This is a genomic window from Shewanella sp. 10N.286.48.B5 (assembly GCF_002874355.2).
In the GTDB taxonomy this organism is placed as follows: Bacteria; Pseudomonadota; Gammaproteobacteria; order Enterobacterales; family Shewanellaceae; genus Shewanella.
This window is the reverse complement of the sequence record NZ_MCVG02000004.1, coordinates 327,681-350,500: the sequence shown is the minus strand read 5'-3', so window position 1 is coordinate 350,500 and position 22,820 is coordinate 327,681. Positions and strand designations below refer to the sequence as shown.

Sequence of the window (22,820 nt, the reverse complement as noted above, 5' to 3'; positions counted from 1 at the left end):
TTTTTTGTCGATGCGTGTTAAACTTTGCTTGCTGGGTGTTCATAAAATAAAAAACACATTTAGCTCAAAAATTTAATAGGGGGCAAAAATGATCAATACATCCATTCCGCTGGTTGATTTGCATCGTCATTTAGATGGCAACGTGCGGGTCAAAACGATTTGGGAGCTTGGCCATCAGCATGGTATTCAACTGCCTGCTAACTCAATTGCAGAGTTGGCTCCCTTTGTTCAAATTCAAGGCAAAGAAAATAGTTTAGTGGCATTCCTGACTAAGCTGGATTGGATGGTGGGCGTATTAGCTGATTTAGATGCTGTAAAACGCGTAGCATATGAAAATGTTGAAGACGCGGCAGTATCAGGGCTTGATTACACTGAACTGCGTTTTAGCCCATATTACATGGCAATGAGTCATAACTTACCGATTGAAGGCGTGGTTGAGGCCGTTATTGATGGCGTCAAAGCTGGCATGAAAGATTATGATGTTAAGGTTAACTTAATTGGCATTATGTCTCGTTCATTTGGGCAGGAGAAGTGCCGCTTAGAGCTTGATGGCTTGTTAGCGCATCGAGATAGCTTGGTGGCAATGGATCTAGCTGGCGATGAACTAGGTTTCCCTGGTGAGCTATTCAATGAACACTTTAAGCGAGTGAGAGATGCTGGCTTACAGATCACAGCCCACGCCGGTGAGGCGGCCGGTAGCGAGAGCATGTGGCAAGCAATTCAAGAGTTGGGTGCTACTCGAATTGGCCATGGTGTAAATGCTATCCACGACCCTAAGTTGATGGAATATTTAGTTAAGCACTCTATTGGAATCGAGTCATGCCCGACAAGTAATTTACATACTTCAACTGTGGCTGATTATGATGCTCATCCATTTACTCAGTTTCTGGATGCTGGAGTCTTAATTGGTCTTAATACCGATGATCCTGGTGTGAGCGCGATTGATATCAAGCATGAATATCGTATCGCTAAGTCAGCGCTGGGTTTATCGGATGCTCAGCTGACGCAAGTGCAACGTAATGGTGTTGAAATGGCCTTTTTATCAGGCAGTGAACGCAAGGCGCTATACGCGTCAAAGTTATAATTAGCTCCTACCTGTTTAGCTGAAAATAAACATAAAAAAACCGCTGATAATCAGCGGTTTTTTATTGCGTGATAGTAAAAACTAAATCACTCGCGAGAACTGTTGCTGACGTGCTTTTTGACGATAGTAAACGTCAAAACACATACAGATATTGCGGATCAACAGACGACCGGTAGGGCTAATGGTAAGCTTACGGTCTGTGATATCAACTAATTTATCATCAATGAAGGTTTGTAGCAGTTTTAAATCTTCAACAAAGTACTCTTCAAAATTAATATCAAATTGCTGTTCAATTTTGGCTAAATCGAGGTCGAAGTGACAAATCATTTGTTTAATCACTACACGACGAATTTCATCGTCACGATTTAAGCTACAGCCTTTCCATAATGCGTGACCTTTTTCGTCAATCGACTCGTAGTATGGACGGATATCTTTTTGGTTTTGGGCATAACAATCGCCAATTTGGCTAATTGAAGACACACCTAAACCTAATAGGTCACATTCTTCCTGAGTGGTATAACCTTGGAAGTTACGATGAAGCTTACCGGCATTTTGAAGCTTTGAAAGCTCATCATCTGGCTTAGCGAAGTGATCCATACCAATGAACTGATAACCTGCACCGGTTAATGATTCAATGGTTTGATGCAACATATCTAGCTTTTGCTGTGGAGAAGCCATATCTTCATCTTTAATCTTACGCTGAGCGGCAAAACGAGATGGTAAGTGCGCATAGTTAAAGATAGACAAACGATCCGGTGATAACTCAATCACACGCTTAATGGTTTCTGCAAAGGTTTCAGGGGTTTGGTGCGGTAGACCGTAGATTAAATCTGCGTTGGTCGATACAAAGCCCATGTCTTTTGCTTTAGCCATTAAGTCAAAAATAAACTGCTCATCTTGTTCGCGGTTTACGGCAACTTGTACCTTTTTATTGAAATCTTGTACACCAATAGAAATACGGTTAAAGCCAGCTTCTTTTAATGTATCAAGCATGGTTAATTCGATTTCACGAGGGTCTACTTCAATAGAGAATTCGCCAACATCAGCAAAATTAAAATGACTTTTAATCAGCTTTGATAAGGTTAAGATTTGCTCTGGGTTTAAGAATGTAGGTGTACCGCCACCCCAATGCATTTGGGTCACAGTGTAATTTTTGAATAACGGGGCACGCTTAACAATTTCACTTGCAAGGTATTCAATGTACTGGTCAGCTTTATGTGCATGACGAGTAATGACTTTATTACATCCGCAGTAATAACAAAGCTTGGCACAAAATGGGATGTGGATGTATAAAGACAGTTTGTCACTTTTACTGGTTTCAATCGCTGAAAGTAGATTTTGCTCAGTAAAAGTATCGTCAAATTCTAAAGCCGTTGGATACGACGTATAGCGTGGACCACTGTAGTTATACTTTTCGATCATTGACTGATCCCAACTTATTTGTGTGGGCTGCTTCAAGGCGTGTCCTCCGGGTAAATTAGCAATGTACGAAGTATGCAAGTATCTTTAACAAATAACCTTGATCTACGTTGTAAATTTGAAATTTCTCATTAGCAATTAGGTGCATTTTTGTAGGAAAAGTTAGCATTTAGGTAGATTTGTGGCATAGCTCACAGCCTCAATATCCATGTTGAGGCTGTTATCTGTCTTATAACTAAGGGATTTGTTAAAAACTGTCGGTTATTAATGCATGAAATGAAACTGTTTCAACTTCTTAGCGTCTTCAAGCAAGCTTTGTTCTAACTTTGCTTCAGATTTCATTCTGGCTAAGTCCAATTTCATTCGCTGCTGTTTAGGTAAAGCGCTGCGTGCATCTTTTATGGGATGATCTTTAATACAGGCGTAATGCTCGAAGATATGCGGGAATTCAACGGCCATTGCTTCAGACATGGATAAGGTATCAAATAACTTAGCGATTCGCATTACCCCTTCAGAAGGCTCACAGCGCTCTTCTAACATGGCTGCTGCGATATACTTGATATCATCTAATACTTGTTGTTTTTTGGCTCTGGCTTCTATTGTGCGCTGCTTACTGGCTGCTAGTGATGCCTGTTGTTGTTTCTTGACTTGTAATAGCAAGTATCCGGCGTAAGAAGCTAAAAGTAATACAATGATGACAGCGACAACAATAACAATGCTAGACACAGTTTATCCTTAAAGTGATGTTAGGCTTGAATAAGGCTTAGTTTAGAATAAATAGAAAAATGGCATATCTGAAATAGATATGCCATTTAAAAGTAGTAATGATTAAGACTGGTAGTCTTTTAATACATCCGCGCCTGTTTCAAAGCGCTCATATAAATCATCATCTGAAGCGGCTTTTTTACTCGGAGCGGCTGGTGCTGGTAATTCTTCAGCATCCGAAATGCCTAATTTTTCCATCAGCGATTCAATTTTAGATAATTGGCTATCTAACCATTTCTGATCGTCAGCGGCTAAGTCTTTGCCTTCTTCTAGCAAATCAAGCAAGTCATTAAACCTTGGATCTTCTTCAAGCTTTAATAATTTTTGCTCGTCAGTCAGTTTAGGCTGTTTCACTTTTGCACTAGCAGCAACAGTTGCTTCTTTAGCTGGTGCAATCGATAACGCAACAGGCTTCTTGCTACCATGACGAGGGTCATTATTTTTTTGCGTTTTCACATGTGGTGATTCTTTTTCAATCAGGGCTTCGTTATGACGGCTACCTGATTTACGACCAGAATCATTCTTCTTGCCGCCGATGACTTTGCGCTCAGACTTTTTGACTCTTGGTGCTTGTTTAGGGCCATTTTCGCCGCCCTTGCGCGATTTTTTACTACGAGCCATTGGTGATCTCATTAGGTTGTAAAATTTGGCTAGACGGATTCATATCCACCTTGCACTAAATAAGGATGCGCTTTATATCAGACTTTGATGTTTTTTGCATCAATACGAGCTCTTTTGCTGCAAATAATAGCGTAAATTCGCTGTGTTGTGCCAAATACTCGAAAGTTTGTTGCTGATAAAAGCTAACGTGAGTGGGGTTATTCTTGAAATGCCATTTAGAAAAGTGATTTAAATCAGTCATTAAAGACGTACTTATTGCTAACCATCCACCAGGTTTTAGCAATTTTGACAGTAATTGCCATTCTTTACCTGGTTGCTGGAAATGCTCTAGTACCCGATAGCAGCAAATGAAATCGTATTGCTGATTGAAAAGTTGTTGATCGGCTTTAACAAATGGGTCGTACTGATAAAGGCGGTGACCCGCGTGTTCAATTTTGTCGAGGCTGGCTTTGTCTAGCACCCTGCCAAAATTGAGCCCTGTCAATGAACCACTTTGCTGGGCGCTTATCTGTGACAGCAAGGGTTTGATAAATTGAATTAGTTGCTTTTGCTTGCTGGCTTTATTGGCTCGGCCATAACGCTGTAATTGCGCTGCCGGCATAAGGTGGGATTGGGGGTTAGCGAAAACAAGGCCGCATTGATCGCAGCGGTAAAAGGCTCTTTTTTTATCTTGTAGAAAAAATTCAGCACGATAACGGCACAAGGGACATTTTATCATTGAAGTAAGCAGGCACCTGAACAAAAACAAAGATATATATCAATCAATAGCAGATTTAGGTTGATTATGAAAGTGATTACAAAAAGCGGAAATAAAAAAAGGTGGCAGTAAACTGCCACCTCGTAAAACAGTGCTTATCACACTATATTCTGATTCCAAGTATCCGTACTTGCTATGTGACTATCCCGGTCAGTATCCTTCTTGTTTTTAGCGCTTTCCATGCTTTTTTAGTTGTTATCGGTCTTCAATGACACTTTATTTAAATCCTGTTGCCGTCCTGACCACAGCTTCCGTAGATGGTCTTCAATGACACATCAATTTCCTAGTTGTCTTCAATGACATTAGTAAACAATCCATGTTTAAAGTACCGTCCAGTGATATCAAGCCTCCGCAAGTGCATCCTAAGCAATTAGCTTCCTTTGCCGCTACTTTAATCCTTAAAGTAGTGTCCTTATGGGGTTTTATCTCTGTTGCGTAAGGGAGTGCTATTTAAGCGTGTCGACCATTCGGTCTAATCCTTACAAATTCTATATGACCTGGACTTCAAGCTGAAATCACTACTCTTATTATTTTTAGTGAGTGGTCTTATTTATATTATTGTTATTGGTAAATATTATTCTTATATCTTAAATGTAAACGTAGCCGAAATCTGTGAGATAGAATTGATATTTTTGTTCTGACAGTTGGGTTCATTTCGGTACGGGGCTATTTAACCCTAAAAGAGTGATCTCTGTCAAGCCTCAATAACCTCAAGTTTACGTAAACGTAAACTTGAGGTTGTAAAAAAGGGTGAATTGTCACCCTTTTTGTCGTTGTCAGCGCGAGCAGTAAAATTTACTTAAGGCTTGAAATATATTGAGATAATGCTTGGATATCACTGTCAGTTAGCTTTTTAGCAACATCTTGCATCATGCCATTGAGATCGTTGTTACGATTTGTATCGCGGAATTTATTTAGCTGGATTTTGACATAATCAGCATGTTGACCACCAATTGATGGGAAGCCTGCAAGCTCTGCGCCTTTACCATCTGGTCCATGACATGCCATGCATGAAGTGATACCACGATCCATATCGCCGCCTTTATAAAGGGCTTCGCCTTCAGCAGGAATACTCGCCACATCGGCTACATTTAATGTTTGGCTAGCATAATATGCAGAAACATCCTTAATATCTTGTTCAGATAAGGATATTGACATGCCTATCATGGTAGGATCATTACGACCTTCTTTGCCGCCGCTTTTAGCCGCCGCTTGGAAATCATGTAATTGCTTTTCTAGATAAGATGCGTGCTGTCCGGCCAGTTTAGGCCAAATAGGAGCAATGCTGTTACCGTCAACACCGTGACAGGCTGAACACATAACTGATTTAGTTTTACCCGCTTCCACATTACCTTCAGCGATTGCAGGGGTTGATATAGCGGCAAATACAGACAGCGCAAGAGCTAACTTTTTCATGGCGTTCCAACTTCTTGTTTAATTTATTGTCCTGAGCTTACTAGGGTGACCTGCAAGCGTGGTAAAATCTACAAACTGTGATCCGGGTAATATTTTACACGAAAATGTGGAAAAGTAAGCAAATCTTACATAATTAAGGTATTACCTAAAAATTATTGGAGTAAATCGTGTCAGAAACGCGTATAGATTTTCGAAAAACCAAGTTTTTAATTAGTGCGCCAGACATTGCACACTTAAATGAGTACTTACCTGGTGATGCCGGAGTAGAAATAGCGTTTGCTGGCCGCTCTAATGCAGGTAAGTCAAGCGCCTTGAATGCATTAACGGATCAAAAAGGCTTAGCAAGAACCAGTAAAACCCCCGGTCGTACTCAACTTATTAATGTTTTTGAACTTGAAGAAAACCGTCGTCTAGTTGATTTGCCTGGCTATGGTTTTGCTAAGGTGCCTTTAGCATTAAAAAATAAATGGCAAAAAGCTTTAGGTGAATATTTACAAGAGCGCGCCTGTTTAAGCGGTGTTGTGGTGTTAATGGATATTCGCCATCCGCTTAAAGATCTCGATTTGCAAATGATTGAGTGGGCTGTGCTGAGTGAAATCCCAGTGTTAGCTTTGCTTACTAAGTCTGATAAGCTCGCGCAAAACGTCAAAATGAAGACAGTTAATGCGGTGCGTAAAGAGTTAGCTGAGTATGGGGATTGGGTTAAAGTTGAACCTTTCTCTTCTACTAAAGGGACTGGTAAACCTAAAGTGCTAGGCATTTTAAATGAGTGGTGTAACCCAAGCTGGCTCACTGAAGCTGAAGCGGAGCAAGCATCGCAAGAGCAGGCTGAATAAGAATAACTAATTCTTATTCAGTTTAAAAAGGCTATTAAGACTTTGTACTTAGTAGCCTTTTTTGCATTTAAAAATCGAGTTTCGAAAAATGGCAAAAAAAACCGATAACTAAATAGCTATCGGTTAAAAAAATTAGCTCTTTTGGGGAGAAGCTAAATTCAACAAGACTCAAGTGCCATCTACTCATTGATGACGCTCAATAAGCTCATAATACCTGTTTCTTAAATGTAGTTAAAGTATTTGCTCTAAAATTTATTTTGGGCAAAAAAAAGCTCCAGCATATATAGATGCTGGAGCGCCATAATTCGGCTTGTCACTATTTCTAGTGAAATAAAAAGGTCTGAAAGATGGAACATCTTAACCTCTGTACCCTACAGCGAAGATAATACGGTATTAGCCTTTAAATGAAAAACTGTTTTTCGTTAAAATGAACAATATTGTGAGCAGCAACACAATTTATGCTGGGTTTATCAGCGTTTTTTGTGCAAAAGACTAAGTGGTAAACAAGCAGGTAAAAAAATACCTGTAAATTTTTCATTACAGGTATTTTGTATTCGGCAATGACTATCTGTTTAGCCGCATCCGTTTCATCATCTGTTTAGGTGTATATGTGAGTCGTTAAACCCTAGTGCGCCTCATCCCAATTGTTTCCAAGTCCTGCTTCAGCTAATAGCATCACATCAATGGAGGCCGCTTCGGCCATCAGTTCACAGACCTTGCTCTTCAAGGCTTCTGCTTTATCTGCATCCACTTCGAAAACCAATTCATCGTGCACCTGCATCATCATGGTGATCTCACCTTGAGTGTCGTTCTCAATCCAAGCGGCGATCTTTATCATCGCTTTTTTGATGATATCAGCGGCAGTGCCTTGCATTGGCGCATTAATCGCTGCGCGCTCAGCCGCCTGACGGCGCATGGCGTTTCTGTCTTTAATATCAGGTAAGTACAGTCGTCTGCCGTAAAGGGTTTCGACATAGCCAACATCAGCGGCTAACGCGCGGGTGTCTTCCATGTACTTCAATACGCCAGGATAGCGGGCGAAGTAAGTATCAATGTAGGTTTGAGCTTCTTTACGTGGGATATCTAGCTGCTTGGCCAAGCCAAACGCTGACATGCCATAGATTAAACCGAAGTTAACCGCTTTAGCTCGGCGGCGTTGCTCGGTAGTCACTTCTTCAAAATGCACCCCAAATACTTCTGCTGCGGTGGCTTTATGAATATCTTTATTTTCAGCAAATGCTGTCAATAAGCCTTTATCTTGTGAAAGATGCGCCATGATGCGTAATTCAATTTGCGAGTAATCGGCAGCCAATACTTTACGGCCTTCAGCGGCGATAAAAGCTTGCCTAATGCGGCGACCTTCTTCGGTTCTGATAGGGATATTTTGCAGGTTTGGCTCGCTTGATGATAAACGTCCTGTGGCGGCATTGGCTTGATGATAGCTGGTATGCACGCGCCCGGTAACAGGATTAACCATTAATGGCAATTTGTCGGTATAGGTGCTCTTTAATTTTGACAGACTGCGGTGCTGCAAAATAATTTTAGGAAGCGGGTAATCTAGGGCTAATTCAACCAGTACATCTTCTGCGGTTGACGGGGCACCTTTTGGGGTCTTTTTGATGACCGGATAGCCAAGTTTATCAAAAAATAATGCCTGTAATTGCTTTGGAGAGCCGAGGTTAAACTTCTCACCGGCGATGTCATAAGCCTTAGTTTCAAGATCGTCAATCTTCTGTGCAAGTTCATCACTTTGTTGACTGAGCAGCATGCTGTCAATGAGTACGCCTTGACGTTCGATATTTGATAATACTTGGATTAGCGGTAATTCAAGTTCATTAAATACTGAGCTGAGTGTTGGCTCTTTCTCTATTCTTGGCCATAGGTGCTGATGTAAACGCAGGGTGATGTCGGCATCTTCTGCTGCATAGGGCGCTGCTACATCCAAATTAATTTGGTTGAAGGTTAACTGTTTTGCGCCTTTGCCGGCAATTTCTTCAAAGCTAATATTTTTATGACCAAGATACTTAAGGGCTAATCCGTCCATATCATGACGAGAGGCGACAGAGTTAAACACGTAGGACTCAAGCATGGTATCAAAGCGAACACCTTTAAGGCTGATGCCTGCATTGGCAAAGATACTGATATCGTATTTTAGGTTTTGGCCGACTTTTTCAAGTTGGTCATTTTCTAAAATCGGTCTTAATTGCTCAAGTGCGTACTCCATAGCAAGTTGCTGTGGTGCGTCTAAGTAATCATGGGCTAACGGCAAATAAGCCGCTTTACCTGCTTCTATTGCAAATGAAATACCGACCAGCTTTGCTTCCATGTAGTTTAGGCTGGTGGTTTCGGTGTCGATGGCAATTAATTTAGCTTTTGATAGCTTTTCAATCCAAAGGGTTAACTGCGCTTCGGTTAATATGGTGTCATATTCAACTTCAATGGCCGCAGCGACAGGCGTGATTTCCTCTGTGGTGTTAGACTTGCTTGATGTATTAAAGCCTGATTTATTATCCAATACTTCTGCTAACCAGCGCTTGAATTCCATTTCACCATAAAGCTTAACTAATTCATCGCGGTTTTGTGGTTTGGTGGCTAATTTATCCCAGTCATTATCCCACTCCACATCGGTTTTGATGGTGGCAAGATCGTATGACAGCTGCAGCATGTCTTTATTTTCGGCAATTTTCTTTGGCATGGTTTTAGAGCCGCGGAAAGTCACATCTAACACGCTCTCAGGATTGGCGATAAGTTTATCGACGCCGCCAACCCCCGTTAGCATTGCTAATGCGGTTTTTTCACCAACACCGGGCAGACCTGGAATGTTATCGGCTTTATCGCCCATCATGGCGAGCAAGTCGATGATCAACTCTGGGCCGACACCAAACTTAGCGGTGACTTCTTCTGGGCCCATAATGGTATCGGTCATGGTGTTAATTAAGGTGACATGTTCATCTACAAGTTGCGCCATGTCTTTATCACCAGTGCTGATTAAGGTTGCTCGACCTTCTTGACTAGCTTTGAGCGCGATGGTGCCAATAACGTCATCGGCTTCAACACCTTCAATACTGATTAATGGTAAACCTAATGCTTTAATAATGGCATGCAATGGGGCAATTTGGGTACGTAAATCATCAGGCATTGGTGGGCGCTGAGCTTTGTATTCGCTATACATATCATTACGGAAAGTTTTGCCTTTAGCGTCGAAAATTACCGCAATATGACTTGGATTATAGCGGCTCATTAAGCTGCGTAGCATGTTGACTACACCATAAACAGCACCCGTAGCTTCACCTTTAGAATTAGTTAAATGAGGTGGGGCATAATAAGCACGGTAAAGGTAAGAGGAACCATCCACAAGGACGAGTGGGTTATTGGGGATTGTTGGCATAGTTTGGCTTCATATTCAGTATTCTGAGATGGCTCTAGAATGCCACATACAGGGCTTTTCGGCCACGGCAAATTTTATCCCAGGCTGTGGATAAGTCTGTGAGTGAATTAATTAATCATTTAGGTGTGTTTTAACTACGACAGGAAGTAAAACGGTTAAGCCTTTGATTTGTTGTAGTAAATATAATTTTTGTGAGTTGAATTATAGTTTTAAAATATATTCCCAATTTGTGGACTTTTTAATATTCTTCCTTGAATTAACTGAATTCTTAGTTCAGTTTTAAACCATGAGGAGATTTGAGGAAATCTAAGTTAGCATGTTTTTTGAACAGATCAATAGATTTGTTGAAAAAAGGTTAAATTAATACAATGGCAAGGGATCAGTAATGAAAAATATTGCGGTTTTACTCAGTGGAAATGGGGTGTTCGACGGCGCAGAAATTCAAGAGTCGGTTTTAACCTTATTAGCTTTATCTCAGGCAGGGGCGAGCTATCATTGTTTTGCGCCAAATATTAATCAATTGCATGTAGTCAATCATTTAACCGGTGAAGTTGATGTGGATGCGCAGCGAAATGTATTAGAGGAGTCGGCGCGCATTGCCCGTGGTGAAATCAGTGATATTAATGCGCTAAATATTGATCAATTTGATGGCTTAATTGTCCCGGGTGGTTTTGGCGCTGCTAAAAACTTGTGTGATTTTGCCGTTGCAGGTAGTGATTGCGTGCTGCAGCCACAGGTGGAAAGTTTTATTCAAGAGTTTGTGCTCGCCAACAAACCAATGGGCTTTATGTGTATCGCACCCATTATGTTGCCGCGAATTTTTAATAACGCCCCCCAAGGCACCATTGGTAATGACAGTGGTACCGCACAGGCGTTTAATGAAATGGGTGGTGAGCATTTAGAGAGTACTTGCGCTGATATCGTTATTGATAAGCAAAATCGGCTGGTAACCACCCCAGCCTATATGTTGGCGACGTCCATAGCTGAGGCTAATGTGGGTATTAAAAAGCTGGTCACAGAAGTGCTGGGGATGTGTTAGTGGTTATTTAGCGGCTGATTTACGGCTATCAAAAGCGCCTTGAGCCAAACCAATCAATAATCCGCCGATATGAGCACCATTGGCGATGGGCATACCGAGTAAATCGGTAAAGCCCAGTACCAGCCAAACAAGCATAAAGCCCATGTAACTGTTGGGAATGCCAATACCTGATTGGGGTTGGCGTTGCCCCATTATCCAGGTGTAGCCAACAACGGCGTATACCACGCCTGATAAGCCGCCAAAGTTAGGCCCTGTCATCATGTATTGCACAATACTGGGTAAACTACCTGCAACGACAAGTAATATGATCAGTGGCTTGCTACCGAGTTTGGTTTCAATCTTGCCACCTAGATACCACCACCATAATAAGTTAAAGGCGATATGCATTAATGAAAAATGCATCAAGCTGGGGGTAAACACTCGCCATATTTGGCTAATGTCACTTTGGGGCACAGCGCCAAAAAAGGATAACTGGCTAAAAATGCCATTGGCAAAGCCAAGGTTCATGCCGGCGTATACCAGCACACAAACAAAGAAGGTAATCAGGGTTAGTGGCCCTGCGCCAGTAATAAACTGCTGGATAAGCCCTAAACTGGAGGAGCCATAATCTAATTTGGTTTGGGTGGTGCCATTATCCCAAGAGGCTTGTAAATACTTCTTCTGGTATGGGTTTTGTCTAAACTGTTCAAACTCGTATTTGGCTTGTTGTGCCTGAGATGGTTGCTCAACGACCAAAGATACCCCGGTTTCAATCACAACGGGATGGCATTCAATATCAAGACCTTTTAAATAGTCTATGAATGCCTGTGCTGCGCGAGCGTTAGGTAATTGGCCGATTTCTATCATACGTGAGCTAAACTCCAAGCTGTGTATCCACCATCAAGACTATAAACATCATCGAAACCTTGTTCAATAAGGTAACCCGCAGCGCCTTGACTGCTCACGCCGTGATAGCACACCACGACTAATGGCTTATCCATATCGGCATCGGCCATAAAGTGGGCGATGTTTTCATTGGTAAGATGCACTGAATTTTTAATGTTACCTGCGGCAAAGCTGGCGGCATCGCGTATATCGACGATTTGCACATCACTGGCATCTTCCTGCATGTGAATGAGTTCGTTAATCGATAAATGCTTAAACGCTGACATGGTTAATCCTTTAAAAAATGACGATAGTAAAAACGACAATAGAGCCTTTAGTATGTGACAAGGGATTGTACGTATACAACCCCTTTTTAGATGAGAAAAAATCCGCTATATGGCGATTAATCCCAATTCAATATCACTTTGCCTGATTGACCAGAGCGCATTGCATCAAAGCCTTGTTGGAAGTCATCAACACTGAAATGATGGGTGATAATTGGCGACAAATCTAACCCTGATTGAATCAAACTGGCCATTTTATACCAAGTTTCAAACATTTCGCGTCCATAAATGCCTTTTAAGATTAAGCCTTTAAAGATGACTTTACTCCAATCAATGGCCATTTCACCGCCAGGAATACCTAGCATGGCAATTTTGCCGCCGTGATTCATGGTATCGAGCATTGAATGAAATGCCGATGGTACGCCTGACATTTCCAAGCCAACATCAAAACCTTCAGTCATGCCTAACTCAATCATTACATCTTTTAAGTCTTCTTTCGCAACGTTTACTGCGCGAGTCGCGCCCATTTTACGAGCAAGATCAAGGCGGTACTCATTAACATCAGTGATAACCACATGGCGGGCGCCAACGTGCTTACATACTGCCGCTGCCATAATCCCGATAGGGCCTGCACCGGTAATTAGCACATCTTCACCGACCACATCAAACGATAATGCGGTGTGTACTGCATTACCAAATGGATCAAAGATAGATGCGAGGTCATCTGAAATATCGTTAGGGATTTTAAAGGCATTAAATGCAGGGATCACTAAGTACTCAGCAAAGGCACCTTCACGGTTTACCCCGACACCTGAAGTGTTACGGCATAAATGCGTGCGACCACCGCGACAGTTGCGGCAATGGCCACAGGTAATATGGCCTTCACCAGAAACGCGATCGCCGACAGTAAAGCCGCGAACTTCTTGACCCATATCGACCACTTCACCGACATATTCGTGTCCAACAACCATAGGCACAGGAATGGTATTTTGTGACCATTCGTCCCAGTTGTAGATATGTACATCGGTACCACAAATGGCAGTTTTACGAATTTTAATTAATAGATCGTTATGGCCCATTGTTGGCTTAGGCGCATCAACCATCCAAATGCCTTGTTCAGGCTTTAATTTACTTAGTGCTTTCATGTGTAGTGAGTCCTAAATAATGCCCATTTCTTTACCAATACGGGTAAAGGCTTCGATTGCTTTATCAATTTGCGCTTTAGTGTGCGCCGCTGACATTTGGGTGCGAATGCGGGCTTGGCCTTTTGGCACCACCGGGAATGAGAAACCAACCACGTAGATGTTTTCAGCGAGTAGGCGGTTTGAAAAATCACCTGCCAATTTAGCATCACCAATCATTACCGGGATAATGGCGTGATCAGCACCTGCTAAAGTAAAGCCTGCTGCTGTCATTTTTTCACGGAAGTAACGGCTGTTTTCCCATACGGCTTCACGTAAATCGTGACCCGTTTTTAGCATTTCTAACACATGGATTGATGCACTCACGATTGAAGGCGCTAAAGAGTTTGAAAATAAGTAAGGGCGAGAGCGCTGACGTAACCAGTCAACCACTTCTTTTTTAGCAGAAGTGAAACCACCTGAAGCGCCGCCTAAGGCTTTACCTAAAGTACCGGTAATAATATCGACGCGATCCATTACTTGGCAAAACTCGTGGGTGCCACGGCCATTTTCACCAACAAAACCCACAGCGTGAGAGTCATCAACCATGACGAGTGCATCGTATTTATCGGCTAAATCACACACACCTTGTAAGTTGGCAATCACACCATCCATTGAGAACACGCCATCAGTGGCGATAAGAATGTTTCGTGCGCCCGCAGCTTGCGCGGCAATCAGCTGGGTTTCAAGATCGGCCATATCGTTGTTGGCATAACGGAAACGCTTAGCTTTACATAAACGCACACCATCAATAATAGAGGCATGGTTTAGCGCATCAGAGACGATAGCGTCGTTCGTATCTAGCAGAGTTTCAAATAAACCCGCATTGGCATCAAAACATGAAGAGTAAAGAATGGTATCTTCCATTCCTAAAAATTCACTTAAGCTATTTTCTAATTGCTTATGAATATCTTGGGTGCCACAAATAAAACGAACCGATGCCATACCAAAGCCGTGGCTTGATAAACCATTCTTAGCAGCATTAATTAATTCAGGGTGATTTGCCAAGCCTAAGTAGTTATTAGCACAGAAGTTAATCACTTCTTCGCTATTTACATTGATAGAGGTTTGCTGGGCAGACGCAATGACACGTTCACTCTTGTATAAGCCTTCAGCTTTAACATCGACAAGTTGTTGATTTATGCGGTCGTAAAATGAGGTAGAGGCCACCTGATTTCTCCTAATAATGGTTATTATGTTAATCGCAACCTTTGGCTGTTTAAGTCAAACATGCGCTGATTTCTGATCGGGAGTTGTCGGCATTCTACCCTTAATTTTTATAAGGCCACAGCGTTTTTTTTAAGCGCAGTGGTTACATAAAATTGATTAGGGCTTGGGGTGATTTCGGATAAATAAAACTAATCAACTTTCATTAACTGGGGAAGTATTAATAAGTGGCAGTAAAACGGTATTTTATGATTAAAATACTGCCAATCCCTTTTGCCAACGCTATTATTATAGTTGCCAGCAATGGGATTGTAAGGGCGGTTTAATTTACCTGAATTAAAGCTCTGGGCAGGCGTCTTGAGAGACTAACTCGCGGTAGTGCTGCTCAAGTCGTGCAAAGGTAGGTTGAGAAATTGGCGTTGAATACGCTTTAAACAGCATAACCACCCGTAATAAACCTTTGTAAATTGCAGGTTTGGTGATTTTTGATGCACCCGATTGGGTCAGTTGATAGCTAATCCAATAGCTAACGATCATCTTCATGGTATCTGCAAGTTCGACGATGTTATCGTCTTCAACGTTTAAAAAACCATCTTGTTTAAGTTGTTTAAGGACGTTACTTGAGCGTGCTAATACGCTTTTTTGTGCCAGAGTATAGCGCTGCTTTAAGGCTTCATCTCGACTTAAAATATCGGCTAGGTTGGCGTACATAAATCGGTATTGCCACATGGTATAAAACATCGCATCGAAATAGCCCAATAATAATTCAACGTCAATTGATACGTCTTCATAAGGCTTTGAACCATTTTCAAGATTAGATTCATACATGGTGAAGATAGAATTGATAATGTCTTCTTTATTGCGGAAATGGTAATACAGGTTTCCAGGACTGATATTTAAATGAGCCGCAATGTGATTGGTGGTGATATTACGTTCACCATGTTCGTTAAAAAGTTCAAGGCTGGCAAAAACTATCTTATCGCGGGTTTTCATATCAGTTCCAATTATAAGAGGCTCATGAAGAAATCATTTCTTAACTAGGTACGACTAAGCTCATATCCCTATGAATTTAGATTATGTTAACATTGTGGATATCTGACAAGCAAAATTGATCAAGTAGTTTTCATGACTCGTGGCGTATATTCTGTTTTACTCTTGCTGTTATCCCCTCTCATCGTGGCATATTTGGCTTTTCGTGCGTTTAAAAGCCCTGATTATCGCGGCCGCTGGGGCGAGCGTTTTGGATTAATGCGCTTAAAGCAAACTGATGTACTTATTCATAGTGTGTCGATGGGGGAAACCTTAGCAGCAATACCGTTAATAAAACGCTTAATGAAACAGTACCCACAACTGTCATTTACGGTTACCACCACAAGCCCTACGGGATCTGCTGAGGTTAAAAAGGCTTTTGGCGATAGTGTGCAGCATTGTTACCTTCCGTTTGATATTAACCTTTGTATTAGTCGCTTTATTAAGCAGGTTAATCCGCAACTTTGCGTGATTATGGAAACTGAATTGTGGCCAAACCTGCTTCATTTTGCCAAGAAGAATAATACTCGCTTGGTGTTAGCTAATGCGCGCTTATCGCAAAAATCTGCCGATAAATACCATAAGCAAATGGGGCTAAGTTTACCCATGTTAACGGCGCTTGATGCGATTGCGGTGCAAACCGAGGCTGAATCTGCCCGCTTTGCGGCGTTAGGGGCCAACACTCAGTCATTGCATGTTTGCGGCAGTTTAAAGTTTGACATACAGATTGATGACAGCAAATACCAACAAGCTAAAACCTTAAGAGCTGATTGGAACCGAAGCCAAGCCCCTGTATGGGCTGCTGGCAGTGTTCATCCTGGTGAGTTTGATATGATGTTGCAAGCCCATAAAAAAGTGTTGGAGCAATATCCTGATGCGCTGCTGATTATGGCGCCAAGGCACCCTGAACAATTTAATGTTGCCGCTGTGTCGACCACTCAACAAGGGTTGAATTTAGCTAGGCGCAGTATGAATGAGGCGGTCGTTCAGCACACCCAAGTACTGCTGGGCGATACCATGGGTGAACTGTTGATGCTATATGGCGCTGCAGATGTTGCCTTTATTGGCGGCACACTGATTGAAAGTGGCGGGCATAACCCTTTAGAGCCTGCAGCAATGGGCTTGCCAGTAAGTGTTGGCCCGCACCATTGGAATTTTGCTGAAATCACCAATTTACTTGAGCAAGCTGGTGGCTTAACTGTGGTGAATAACGCCGATGAGCTGGCTGACATGTTATTACAGCTGTTTGCTAACGCCGAATTGCATGATAACGCCGCCAAAGCGAGCTTAGCGGTGGTGTCTCAAAATCGCGGCGCATTGCAAAAGCAGTTTGAAATAGTTGAGCAGCAATTGCGCTTTACTCAGTTAATCAGCTAATCGCTAAATTCAGTTAATTAATGGCTTGTTGGTAACCGTAAAGTAACTGCTGCCAATTTGATTCATTGAAATTTAATGTTGGCAGTTTCGCTTGCTCTTTATAAAACGAGCGCAGTAATCGGCTTAAATTGGCTTGTTGCCACTGCTTAGCGGGTGTTTTTATTACCCCACGGTCAAAATCGATAAGGTAAAATTGCGCTTCGGCCAGTAAGATATTTTTTGCGTTAAGGTCGGCATGATATACGCCACGATTATGAAATCTGGCAATGAGGGCGCCCAGTTGCTGCCATTGGCTATCACTCATGGCTGTTTTGGATAAATAGGCTACCAAATCTTTCGCGCCATCAATGAGCTCAATAATCAGATCGGCGCGATACCAGATGCCAAAGCGTTCAACATTGGCGGCAATGGGTCTAGGTACTGGAAAGCTTTCATCAAATAGCTTCTCTAATAACGCCAGTTCAGCAATGGCTCTAGTGCGAGACATACCAGTAAAAACATAAGCATCACGGCTGAATTTTGCCATAAAGCCACCACGCCAATAATGGCGTAATACCCAGCGCTGGTGGTTATTTTCCACAAACCAGGTGGTATAGCGACCTTTTGACTGGCCTATAATGGCATTTTGTTGCTGCCAATAGTCAGCTTGGAATTGTGCGGGAGTTAATTGCTGCGCGAGTGGCTCGCACCAAGCAATGATCCCAGTATCTGTTGATTCAAATTGCATAGGCCAATTAGTAAAAGCGTCGATTTGTCGGTGGCTAAAAACAATATTCTACATTAAGATCGAATACTTGTACTTAATTCCCTTTATATCGTTAGTGGTAACCCATGAAAGCAGACTTTTCATCGATACAATCCTTATGTTTACTTCGTTTATCCGCGATTGGAGATGTGTGTCATGCGGTAGCCATGGTGCAAGCGATTCAGCGTCAATATCCTGATTTAGCCATTACTTGGGTGATTGGTAAAGTTGAATATCAATTGGTTAAACATATGCCCGGTATTCAGTTTGTGATCTTTGATAAATCCCAAGGTTGGCGCAGTTATGGCCAATTGAGAAAAGCCCTCGCTGGTCAACGCTTTGATGTTTTACTACACATGCAAGTGGCGCTGAGAGCGACCATCGCATCATTGATGATTTCAGCCAAAATAAAAGTAGGCTTTGATAAAGCCAGAGCCAAAGAAGGCCAGTGGTTAGTGACCAATCATGGGGTGGAGCCGCTAGCAACCCCCCATGTATTAGAAGGTTTTATGGGCTTTGCTAAAGCTATTGGGGTTGAAGATTTAACCCCACGCTGGAATATTCCTGTACCTGAGGCCGATACCGAGTTCGCCAAACAAGTCATCACAGATGATGAAAAAGTGTTAGTGATTTGCCCCGCAGCCAGTAAAGCTGAGCGTAATTGGCTGCCAGAGCGTTACGCTGCAGTGGCAGATCATGCGGTCGAGAAAGGTTATCGGGTGATACTTTGCGGCGGCCCAAGTCAATTGGAAGTCGATTTAGCGGCTAATATCATTAAAAGCAGTCACTGCCATATTGACAATATGATTGGAAAAACCAGCCTAACGCAATTATTGGCATTATTGAAAAGAGCCAGTCTGGTTATTGCGCCAGATACCGGCCCCGCCCATATGGCGGTGACTCAAGGTACGCCAGTGATTGGTTTATACGCCCATTCAAATCCAGGCCGAACAGGGCCTTATAGCAGTTTAGACTCGGTCGTCAGTGTGTATGATCAAGTGATTAAGCAGCAATTTCCTGATAGCAGCATTGCTTGGGGGAAAAGGGCAAAGGGGCAGGACTTGATGGGGTTAATCAAGGTTGAAAGCGTTAAAGAACAATTTGATAAAATTGTCAGCCAATAATCATCTTGCAGAGAGGTGATGCTATTTAATTTATCGAGTAAGTAACAATTTAAATTTTCATCGATTTCAAAAGGGTTTATTGCATATGCGTTATTTGTTTTACGTCACATTATCTTATTCTTATAGTGTATTGAGACCGATTGAGAAAGCGATAAAGCAACGTGGTGGTTCTGTCGCTTGGTTTATTCCCAAAGGGAGTGAGGCTGAACCCTTTTTAAAACCGTCTGATAAACGCTTGATGGATGTCACTGAGGTGAAACAGTTCGCTGCAGATGCCACCCTTGCACCTGGCAACTTTATTCCCGACTTTTTCCCAGGGATAAAAGTGCAAGTGTTCCATGGATTTGATTCAGGTAAAAAGGGCAAGTTTAATATCAGGGGCTTCTTTGATTTGTATTGCACCCAAGGGCCTAATATTACTAAGGGCTTTGAAGCAATAAATGACGGAACCTGTGAGATAGTTGAGACTGGTTGGTCAAAACTAGATCCTTTATTTACTTTGCATGCCAACACCGCTCAGTTTCAGTCTGATAAACCGGTTATTTTGTATGCGCCTACTTTTTCGCCCAAATTGACTAGTACTGAACAACTTTATTCTAATATTCAGCGATTAACTAAAACGCGAGATTGGCAATGGATTGTAAAACTGCATCCAAAAGCGACCAGTGAAGAAGTTGCTATGTATAAAGCTTTATCGTCTGAAAACTTACGCTTTATAGAAACGGGCGATGTTATTCCGTTACTACAAGCTGCGGACATCATTTTATCTGACACCTCGTCTATTCTTGCTGAGTTTGCGATACAAGAAAAAATTGTGGTGGCTTTTAATAGTCGCAGGCCAGAAAAATGGATGCTCAACTTTGAAAAAGCTGATGATTTAGAAAAGGTATTGGATAAAGCGCTTTTTGATAGCGATGATTTATTATCTGAAGTGAAAAATCATTCAGGAGCAATACATCCATACAAAGATGGTTTGTCGAGTGAAAGAGCACTTGATGCTATGGAGTCTTTAATTCAAACAGGCATAGCCCATTTAAAGAAAAAGCCGCTGAATTTAATTCGACGTTTTAAAATTCGTAAAAAACTACAGTATTATCGCTGGTCTTAGCTAGGAGAGTTAACGTTCATTTAGATATTATTCAATGGTGTATGTAAAAATACACCATTGAATATGACTCGGTGGGTGAGTTAAATTTTACTGAGTACTTCGCGAAGAATCGAACTTGAGGTGTGAGAGGTGTATGGGAAATACAGGATCTCTACACCAAACTCTGCAAATTCGTTTTCAATTTGATTCCACTTATCAGTGCCTTTCCAGTCATCACCAACAAACATACGATCAAATCGCAGGTTATTCCATGCTTCTAATTTATCGTAATTAACTTGCGGAACCACCTCGTCCACAAACTTAATCGCTTCCACAATCTCCATACGCTCTTGAAAGGGGATAACAGGCTTTTTGTTCTTTGCCGACATAGACAGCTCATCACTGGTGACACCAACGATGAGGTAGTCACATTCTAATCTAGCACGCTTAAGCACATTTAAGTGCCCAATATGAAACAAGTCAAACACGCCTGTGGTATAGCCGATTTTCTTCATACACATTCCGATAAATTCAAGATTATTGGACTAGATAATATCTTTGATGATTTGCAAATTATATCACTAGATTCGGCTATATAATAACATCTGTATAGTTGAAAAGGTGAGTAGTAACACATGGACGATGTTACATTATTGGATTAAAATGCTCTATATAACTTTCAAGTGTACTATTCATATGCCTCAAGTCACGCTGAAGAAATTTGGCTACCCAGAAAGCCTGATTAAATCATATCAATATTGGGATCTACTATTAAGGCCGATGCAACCTACTATTGGCTCTATGGTGCTCATTTGTAGAGAGGATGTGCATCAATATTCTGCTATTTCCAAAAGTGCTGCAGCGGAGCAAGCTTTGATTATTTCAGATGTCGAAAGGTTGCTAAAAAAACGCTTCGATTACAGTAAAATGAATTACTTAATGCTAATGATGGTTGATCCTGCTGTACATTTTCATATTATTCCTCGTTATGAGTCATCAGTTGACTTTGCTGGAAGAATATTAATCGATAATCAATGGCCTAACCCGCCAAGCTTAATTGATGAGTTAAACTTAGACATTTGTGATAAGCAAAATTTATTAAATATCTTAAAGAGTGATTTTAATTCTAATTGATCAGGAAAAGGTTAACTGTGATTTGTTTTGATGTGTTACACCCCTATTATTTACCGCAATACCTACCGGTTGCTGAAGAGCTAAAGAGAAGGTCTGTTGCGGTGAAATTTGTTATTTATAACAATAGTGAACAACATTCAGTTCTCCTTTCTATGGTTAAACGCCATCAATTAGATGTGGTGTGGGTCGATGATGAAGCTGCCGCTCTCGAGTACTATCTCGAGAAAAAAGCCCGTTGGGTTATTTTTGGTAATGCGTTTTCTCGTGCACACAGTTTAAAAGGTATTTCAAAAACCGCATTGATGCAGCATGGGGTTGGTCCTAAATCTGTTTATTATACTGTGTCGAACTCGGACATTGATGTCAGGTTTGTTGAGGGACAATATCGCCTGAAGCGACTTCAAGCAATGTTTCCTGAAAAGACCTTTATTGATACAGGTTATGCGAAACTCGATCCTATTATACAAGGTGCAGAGCCTGGTATTGATATGGCTAGATTGGGACTTGACCCTGCAAAGGCAACATTATTATATGCGCCGACTTTTTATCCAAGTAGCATTGAGAAAATGGGGCGAAACTGGCCAGAACAGTTTGCTGAATATAATATTTTATTGAAACCTCATTATTTCTCCCTAATTAAACCTGCATATCAGAAACAAAAGGCGCTGCTGCAACATTGGGCTTCATACAGCAATGTTTATTTAGCAAAAGTTGAAGAAACCAACTTGCTTCCTTTTATGGCATCAGCAGATGTGTTAATCAGTGATGCATCTTCAGCATTATTTGAATTTGCAGCACTGGATAAACCCGTGGTTTGGTGTGACTTCTATCATTTACGCTGGTCATATCGCGGTATTTTTAAATTTAGGTTTAAAAACAGGGTCGATCAAGATTTATACCGCTATGCCGATGTTGCTGCTCACGCTGAAACATTTAGCCAACTAAAGTCTGTTGTTGATCAGCAAGTTTCATCTCCAGAACTTTTTGCAGCAAAACGGGCTCAGTATACAGATGAGCTTATTGGAGCTGTTGATGGTTGCTGCAGTCAGAGAATCGCGGACTATTTATTAATCGAAGGTGAAGCGTGAAGATTATTACATTTGGTACATTCGACATGTTTCATATTGGTCATTTAAATATTCTAGAACGTGCAAAAGAGCAAGGTGACCGTTTAATTGTCGGAGTTTCATCTGACGCATTAAATTTTAGTAAAAAATCCAGAAATCCTATCTGTGATGAAGATGCTCGGATGCGAATTGTTAGTGCACTAAAGTGTGTTGATGAGGTTTTTTTGGAGGAATCCTTAGCGCTTAAAGCCGATTATATTCAGCGACATCAAGCAGATTGTTTAATTATGGGTGATGATTGGGCGGGTAAATTTGATCATTTTTCAGATTTATGTAAGGTCATTTATTTGCCGCGCACACCAGCGATTTCAACGACTCAATTAATTGAAGTTGTTAAAGAAATTAAATAAAACCAAGGACGGAATTGAGACGTTTT

At 41.5% G+C, this 22,820-nt stretch carries 22 protein-coding genes; 9 read left to right on the top strand and 13 right to left on the bottom strand.

Annotated elements, in window-relative coordinates:
* The first annotated feature begins 88 nt into the window (after nucleotides 1-88).
* Entirely contained in the window at nucleotides 89-1,084 is a 996-nt protein-coding gene (add, locus tag BCU57_RS20505) for an adenosine deaminase (RefSeq protein WP_102436164.1), read from the top strand.
* An 81-nt stretch (nucleotides 1,085-1,165) separates the two neighbouring features.
* On the opposite strand, the gene hemN is transcribed toward add, so the two are convergent.
* The 5 genes from hemN to BCU57_RS20480 all read right to left on the bottom strand — a co-directional run bounded on the left by hemN (nucleotide 1,166) and on the right by BCU57_RS20480 (nucleotide 6,062).
* The gene (gene hemN / locus BCU57_RS20500; protein ID WP_076542040.1) at nucleotides 1,166-2,542 is read right to left on the bottom strand and encodes an oxygen-independent coproporphyrinogen III oxidase; all 1,377 of its coding nucleotides are present in this window, start codon (nucleotides 2,540-2,542) and stop codon (nucleotides 1,166-1,168) included.
* Nucleotides 2,543-2,767: 225 nt separating this feature from the next.
* A complete protein-coding gene (locus tag BCU57_RS20495) occupies nucleotides 2,768-3,229 on the bottom strand; it encodes a DUF2489 domain-containing protein (RefSeq protein WP_102436162.1) in 462 nt (153 codons plus the stop codon).
* Nucleotides 3,230-3,331: 102 nt separating this feature from the next.
* A complete protein-coding gene (gene yihI / locus BCU57_RS20490; RefSeq protein ID WP_076542043.1) occupies nucleotides 3,332-3,889 on the bottom strand; it encodes a Der GTPase-activating protein YihI in 558 nt (185 codons plus the stop codon).
* Between the two features lie 55 nt (nucleotides 3,890-3,944).
* Nucleotides 3,945-4,607: a methyltransferase domain-containing protein gene (locus tag BCU57_RS20485; protein ID WP_102436160.1), complete on the bottom strand. Its 663-nt coding sequence runs from the start codon at nucleotides 4,605-4,607 to the stop codon at nucleotides 3,945-3,947.
* A gap of 834 nt (nucleotides 4,608-5,441) precedes the next feature.
* Entirely contained in the window at nucleotides 5,442-6,062 is a 621-nt protein-coding gene (locus BCU57_RS20480) for a c-type cytochrome (protein WP_102435891.1), read from the bottom strand.
* Between the two features lie 167 nt (nucleotides 6,063-6,229).
* On the opposite strand from BCU57_RS20480, the gene yihA reads away from it, so the two are divergent.
* Entirely contained in the window at nucleotides 6,230-6,898 is a 669-nt protein-coding gene (yihA, locus tag BCU57_RS20475; protein WP_102435889.1) for a ribosome biogenesis GTP-binding protein YihA/YsxC, read from the top strand.
* A 625-nt stretch (nucleotides 6,899-7,523) separates the two neighbouring features.
* On the opposite strand, the gene polA is transcribed toward yihA, so the two are convergent.
* Complete coding sequence (gene polA, locus BCU57_RS20470; RefSeq protein WP_102435887.1) at nucleotides 7,524-10,286, bottom strand: DNA polymerase I; 2,763 nt, start codon at nucleotides 10,284-10,286, stop codon at nucleotides 7,524-7,526.
* 385 nt (nucleotides 10,287-10,671) lie between these two features.
* Between polA and elbB the strand changes: the two genes are divergently transcribed.
* Entirely contained in the window at nucleotides 10,672-11,325 is a 654-nt protein-coding gene (gene elbB / locus BCU57_RS20465; protein WP_102435885.1) for an isoprenoid biosynthesis glyoxalase ElbB, read from the top strand.
* A 3-nt stretch (nucleotides 11,326-11,328) separates the two neighbouring features.
* Here elbB and glpG read toward each other — a convergent pair whose 3' ends face one another.
* The 5 genes from glpG to BCU57_RS20440 form a co-directional block, all read right to left on the bottom strand.
* A complete protein-coding gene (gene glpG, locus BCU57_RS20460; RefSeq protein WP_102435884.1) occupies nucleotides 11,329-12,171 on the bottom strand; it encodes a rhomboid family intramembrane serine protease GlpG in 843 nt (280 codons plus the stop codon).
* Nucleotides 12,168-12,476, bottom strand: coding sequence for a thiosulfate sulfurtransferase GlpE (gene glpE / locus BCU57_RS20455; protein WP_102435882.1), 309 nt, complete (start codon nucleotides 12,474-12,476; stop codon nucleotides 12,168-12,170). Before glpE ends, glpG begins: the two co-directional genes overlap by 4 nt.
* A gap of 116 nt (nucleotides 12,477-12,592) precedes the next feature.
* Entirely contained in the window at nucleotides 12,593-13,618 is a 1,026-nt protein-coding gene (tdh, locus tag BCU57_RS20450) for an L-threonine 3-dehydrogenase (protein ID WP_102435880.1), read from the bottom strand.
* 12 nt (nucleotides 13,619-13,630) lie between these two features.
* Nucleotides 13,631-14,824 (bottom strand): glycine C-acetyltransferase, encoded by a 1,194-nt coding sequence (locus tag BCU57_RS20445; protein WP_102435878.1) that lies wholly within the window; start codon nucleotides 14,822-14,824, stop codon nucleotides 13,631-13,633.
* Between the two features lie 333 nt (nucleotides 14,825-15,157).
* A complete protein-coding gene (locus BCU57_RS20440; RefSeq protein ID WP_102435876.1) occupies nucleotides 15,158-15,814 on the bottom strand; it encodes a TetR/AcrR family transcriptional regulator in 657 nt (218 codons plus the stop codon).
* A gap of 132 nt (nucleotides 15,815-15,946) precedes the next feature.
* Here BCU57_RS20440 and waaA point away from each other — a divergent pair, with 132 nt between their 5' ends.
* Complete coding sequence (gene waaA / locus BCU57_RS20435) at nucleotides 15,947-17,227, top strand: lipid IV(A) 3-deoxy-D-manno-octulosonic acid transferase (RefSeq protein WP_102435874.1); 1,281 nt, start codon at nucleotides 15,947-15,949, stop codon at nucleotides 17,225-17,227.
* A 13-nt stretch (nucleotides 17,228-17,240) separates the two neighbouring features.
* On the opposite strand, the gene BCU57_RS20430 is transcribed toward waaA, so the two are convergent.
* Nucleotides 17,241-17,954: a 3-deoxy-D-manno-octulosonic acid kinase gene (locus tag BCU57_RS20430; protein ID WP_102435872.1), complete on the bottom strand. Its 714-nt coding sequence runs from the start codon at nucleotides 17,952-17,954 to the stop codon at nucleotides 17,241-17,243.
* Between the two features lie 104 nt (nucleotides 17,955-18,058).
* On the opposite strand from BCU57_RS20430, the gene BCU57_RS20425 reads away from it, so the two are divergent.
* Entirely contained in the window at nucleotides 18,059-19,096 is a 1,038-nt protein-coding gene (locus BCU57_RS20425; RefSeq protein WP_102435871.1) for a glycosyltransferase family 9 protein, read from the top strand.
* A gap of 85 nt (nucleotides 19,097-19,181) precedes the next feature.
* Nucleotides 19,182-20,204, top strand: coding sequence for a CDP-glycerol glycerophosphotransferase family protein (locus tag BCU57_RS20420; RefSeq protein ID WP_102435869.1), 1,023 nt, complete (start codon nucleotides 19,182-19,184; stop codon nucleotides 20,202-20,204).
* A gap of 80 nt (nucleotides 20,205-20,284) precedes the next feature.
* On the opposite strand, the gene BCU57_RS20415 is transcribed toward BCU57_RS20420, so the two are convergent.
* Nucleotides 20,285-20,698, bottom strand: a complete 414-nt coding sequence (locus tag BCU57_RS20415) for an adenylyltransferase/cytidyltransferase family protein (protein ID WP_102435867.1) — start codon at nucleotides 20,696-20,698, stop codon at nucleotides 20,285-20,287.
* Nucleotides 20,699-20,879: 181 nt separating this feature from the next.
* Between BCU57_RS20415 and BCU57_RS20410 the strand changes: the two genes are divergently transcribed.
* Genes BCU57_RS20410 through BCU57_RS20400 form a run of 3 tightly spaced genes read left to right on the top strand, consistent with a single transcriptional unit; the run spans nucleotide 20,880 to nucleotide 22,794 of the window.
* Nucleotides 20,880-21,317: an HIT family protein gene (locus BCU57_RS20410; protein ID WP_133149349.1), complete on the top strand. Its 438-nt coding sequence runs from the start codon at nucleotides 20,880-20,882 to the stop codon at nucleotides 21,315-21,317.
* 17 nt (nucleotides 21,318-21,334) lie between these two features.
* Nucleotides 21,335-22,405, top strand: coding sequence for a CDP-glycerol glycerophosphotransferase family protein (locus tag BCU57_RS20405; RefSeq protein ID WP_102435863.1), 1,071 nt, complete (start codon nucleotides 21,335-21,337; stop codon nucleotides 22,403-22,405).
* Nucleotides 22,402-22,794 carry an adenylyltransferase/cytidyltransferase family protein gene (locus BCU57_RS20400; RefSeq protein WP_102435861.1) on the top strand — a complete coding sequence of 131 codons (393 nt, stop codon included), beginning with the start codon at nucleotides 22,402-22,404 and terminating at the stop codon, nucleotides 22,792-22,794. Before BCU57_RS20405 ends, BCU57_RS20400 begins: the two co-directional genes overlap by 4 nt.
* The last annotated feature ends 26 nt before the right edge of the window (nucleotides 22,795-22,820 follow it).

What these genes read in the sequence shown, in the direction of transcription:
- add (WP_102436164.1), top strand. Translation starts at nt 89, where the DNA reads ATGATCAATACATCCATTCCGCTGGTTGATTTGCATCGTCATTTAGAT.
- yihI (WP_076542043.1), bottom strand. Translation starts at nt 3,889, where the DNA reads ATGGCTCGTAGTAAAAAATCGCGCAAGGGCGGCGAAAATGGCCCTAAA.
- BCU57_RS20485 (WP_102436160.1), bottom strand. Translation starts at nt 4,607, where the DNA reads ATGATAAAATGTCCCTTGTGCCGTTATCGTGCTGAATTTTTTCTACAA.
- BCU57_RS20480 (WP_102435891.1), bottom strand. Translation starts at nt 6,062, where the DNA reads ATGAAAAAGTTAGCTCTTGCGCTGTCTGTATTTGCCGCTATATCAACC.
- polA (WP_102435887.1), bottom strand. Translation starts at nt 10,286, where the DNA reads ATGCCAACAATCCCCAATAACCCACTCGTCCTTGTGGATGGTTCCTCT.
- elbB (WP_102435885.1), top strand. Translation starts at nt 10,672, where the DNA reads ATGAAAAATATTGCGGTTTTACTCAGTGGAAATGGGGTGTTCGACGGC.
- glpG (WP_102435884.1), bottom strand. Translation starts at nt 12,171, where the DNA reads ATGATAGAAATCGGCCAATTACCTAACGCTCGCGCAGCACAGGCATTC.
- glpE (WP_102435882.1), bottom strand. Translation starts at nt 12,476, where the DNA reads ATGTCAGCGTTTAAGCATTTATCGATTAACGAACTCATTCACATGCAG.
- tdh (WP_102435880.1), bottom strand. Translation starts at nt 13,618, where the DNA reads ATGAAAGCACTAAGTAAATTAAAGCCTGAACAAGGCATTTGGATGGTT.
- BCU57_RS20440 (WP_102435876.1), bottom strand. Translation starts at nt 15,814, where the DNA reads ATGAAAACCCGCGATAAGATAGTTTTTGCCAGCCTTGAACTTTTTAAC.
- waaA (WP_102435874.1), top strand. Translation starts at nt 15,947, where the DNA reads ATGACTCGTGGCGTATATTCTGTTTTACTCTTGCTGTTATCCCCTCTC.
- BCU57_RS20430 (WP_102435872.1), bottom strand. Translation starts at nt 17,954, where the DNA reads ATGCAATTTGAATCAACAGATACTGGGATCATTGCTTGGTGCGAGCCA.
- BCU57_RS20425 (WP_102435871.1), top strand. Translation starts at nt 18,059, where the DNA reads ATGAAAGCAGACTTTTCATCGATACAATCCTTATGTTTACTTCGTTTA.
- BCU57_RS20420 (WP_102435869.1), top strand. Translation starts at nt 19,182, where the DNA reads ATGCGTTATTTGTTTTACGTCACATTATCTTATTCTTATAGTGTATTG.
- BCU57_RS20415 (WP_102435867.1), bottom strand. Translation starts at nt 20,698, where the DNA reads ATGAAGAAAATCGGCTATACCACAGGCGTGTTTGACTTGTTTCATATT.
- BCU57_RS20410 (WP_133149349.1), top strand. Translation starts at nt 20,880, where the DNA reads ATGCCTCAAGTCACGCTGAAGAAATTTGGCTACCCAGAAAGCCTGATT.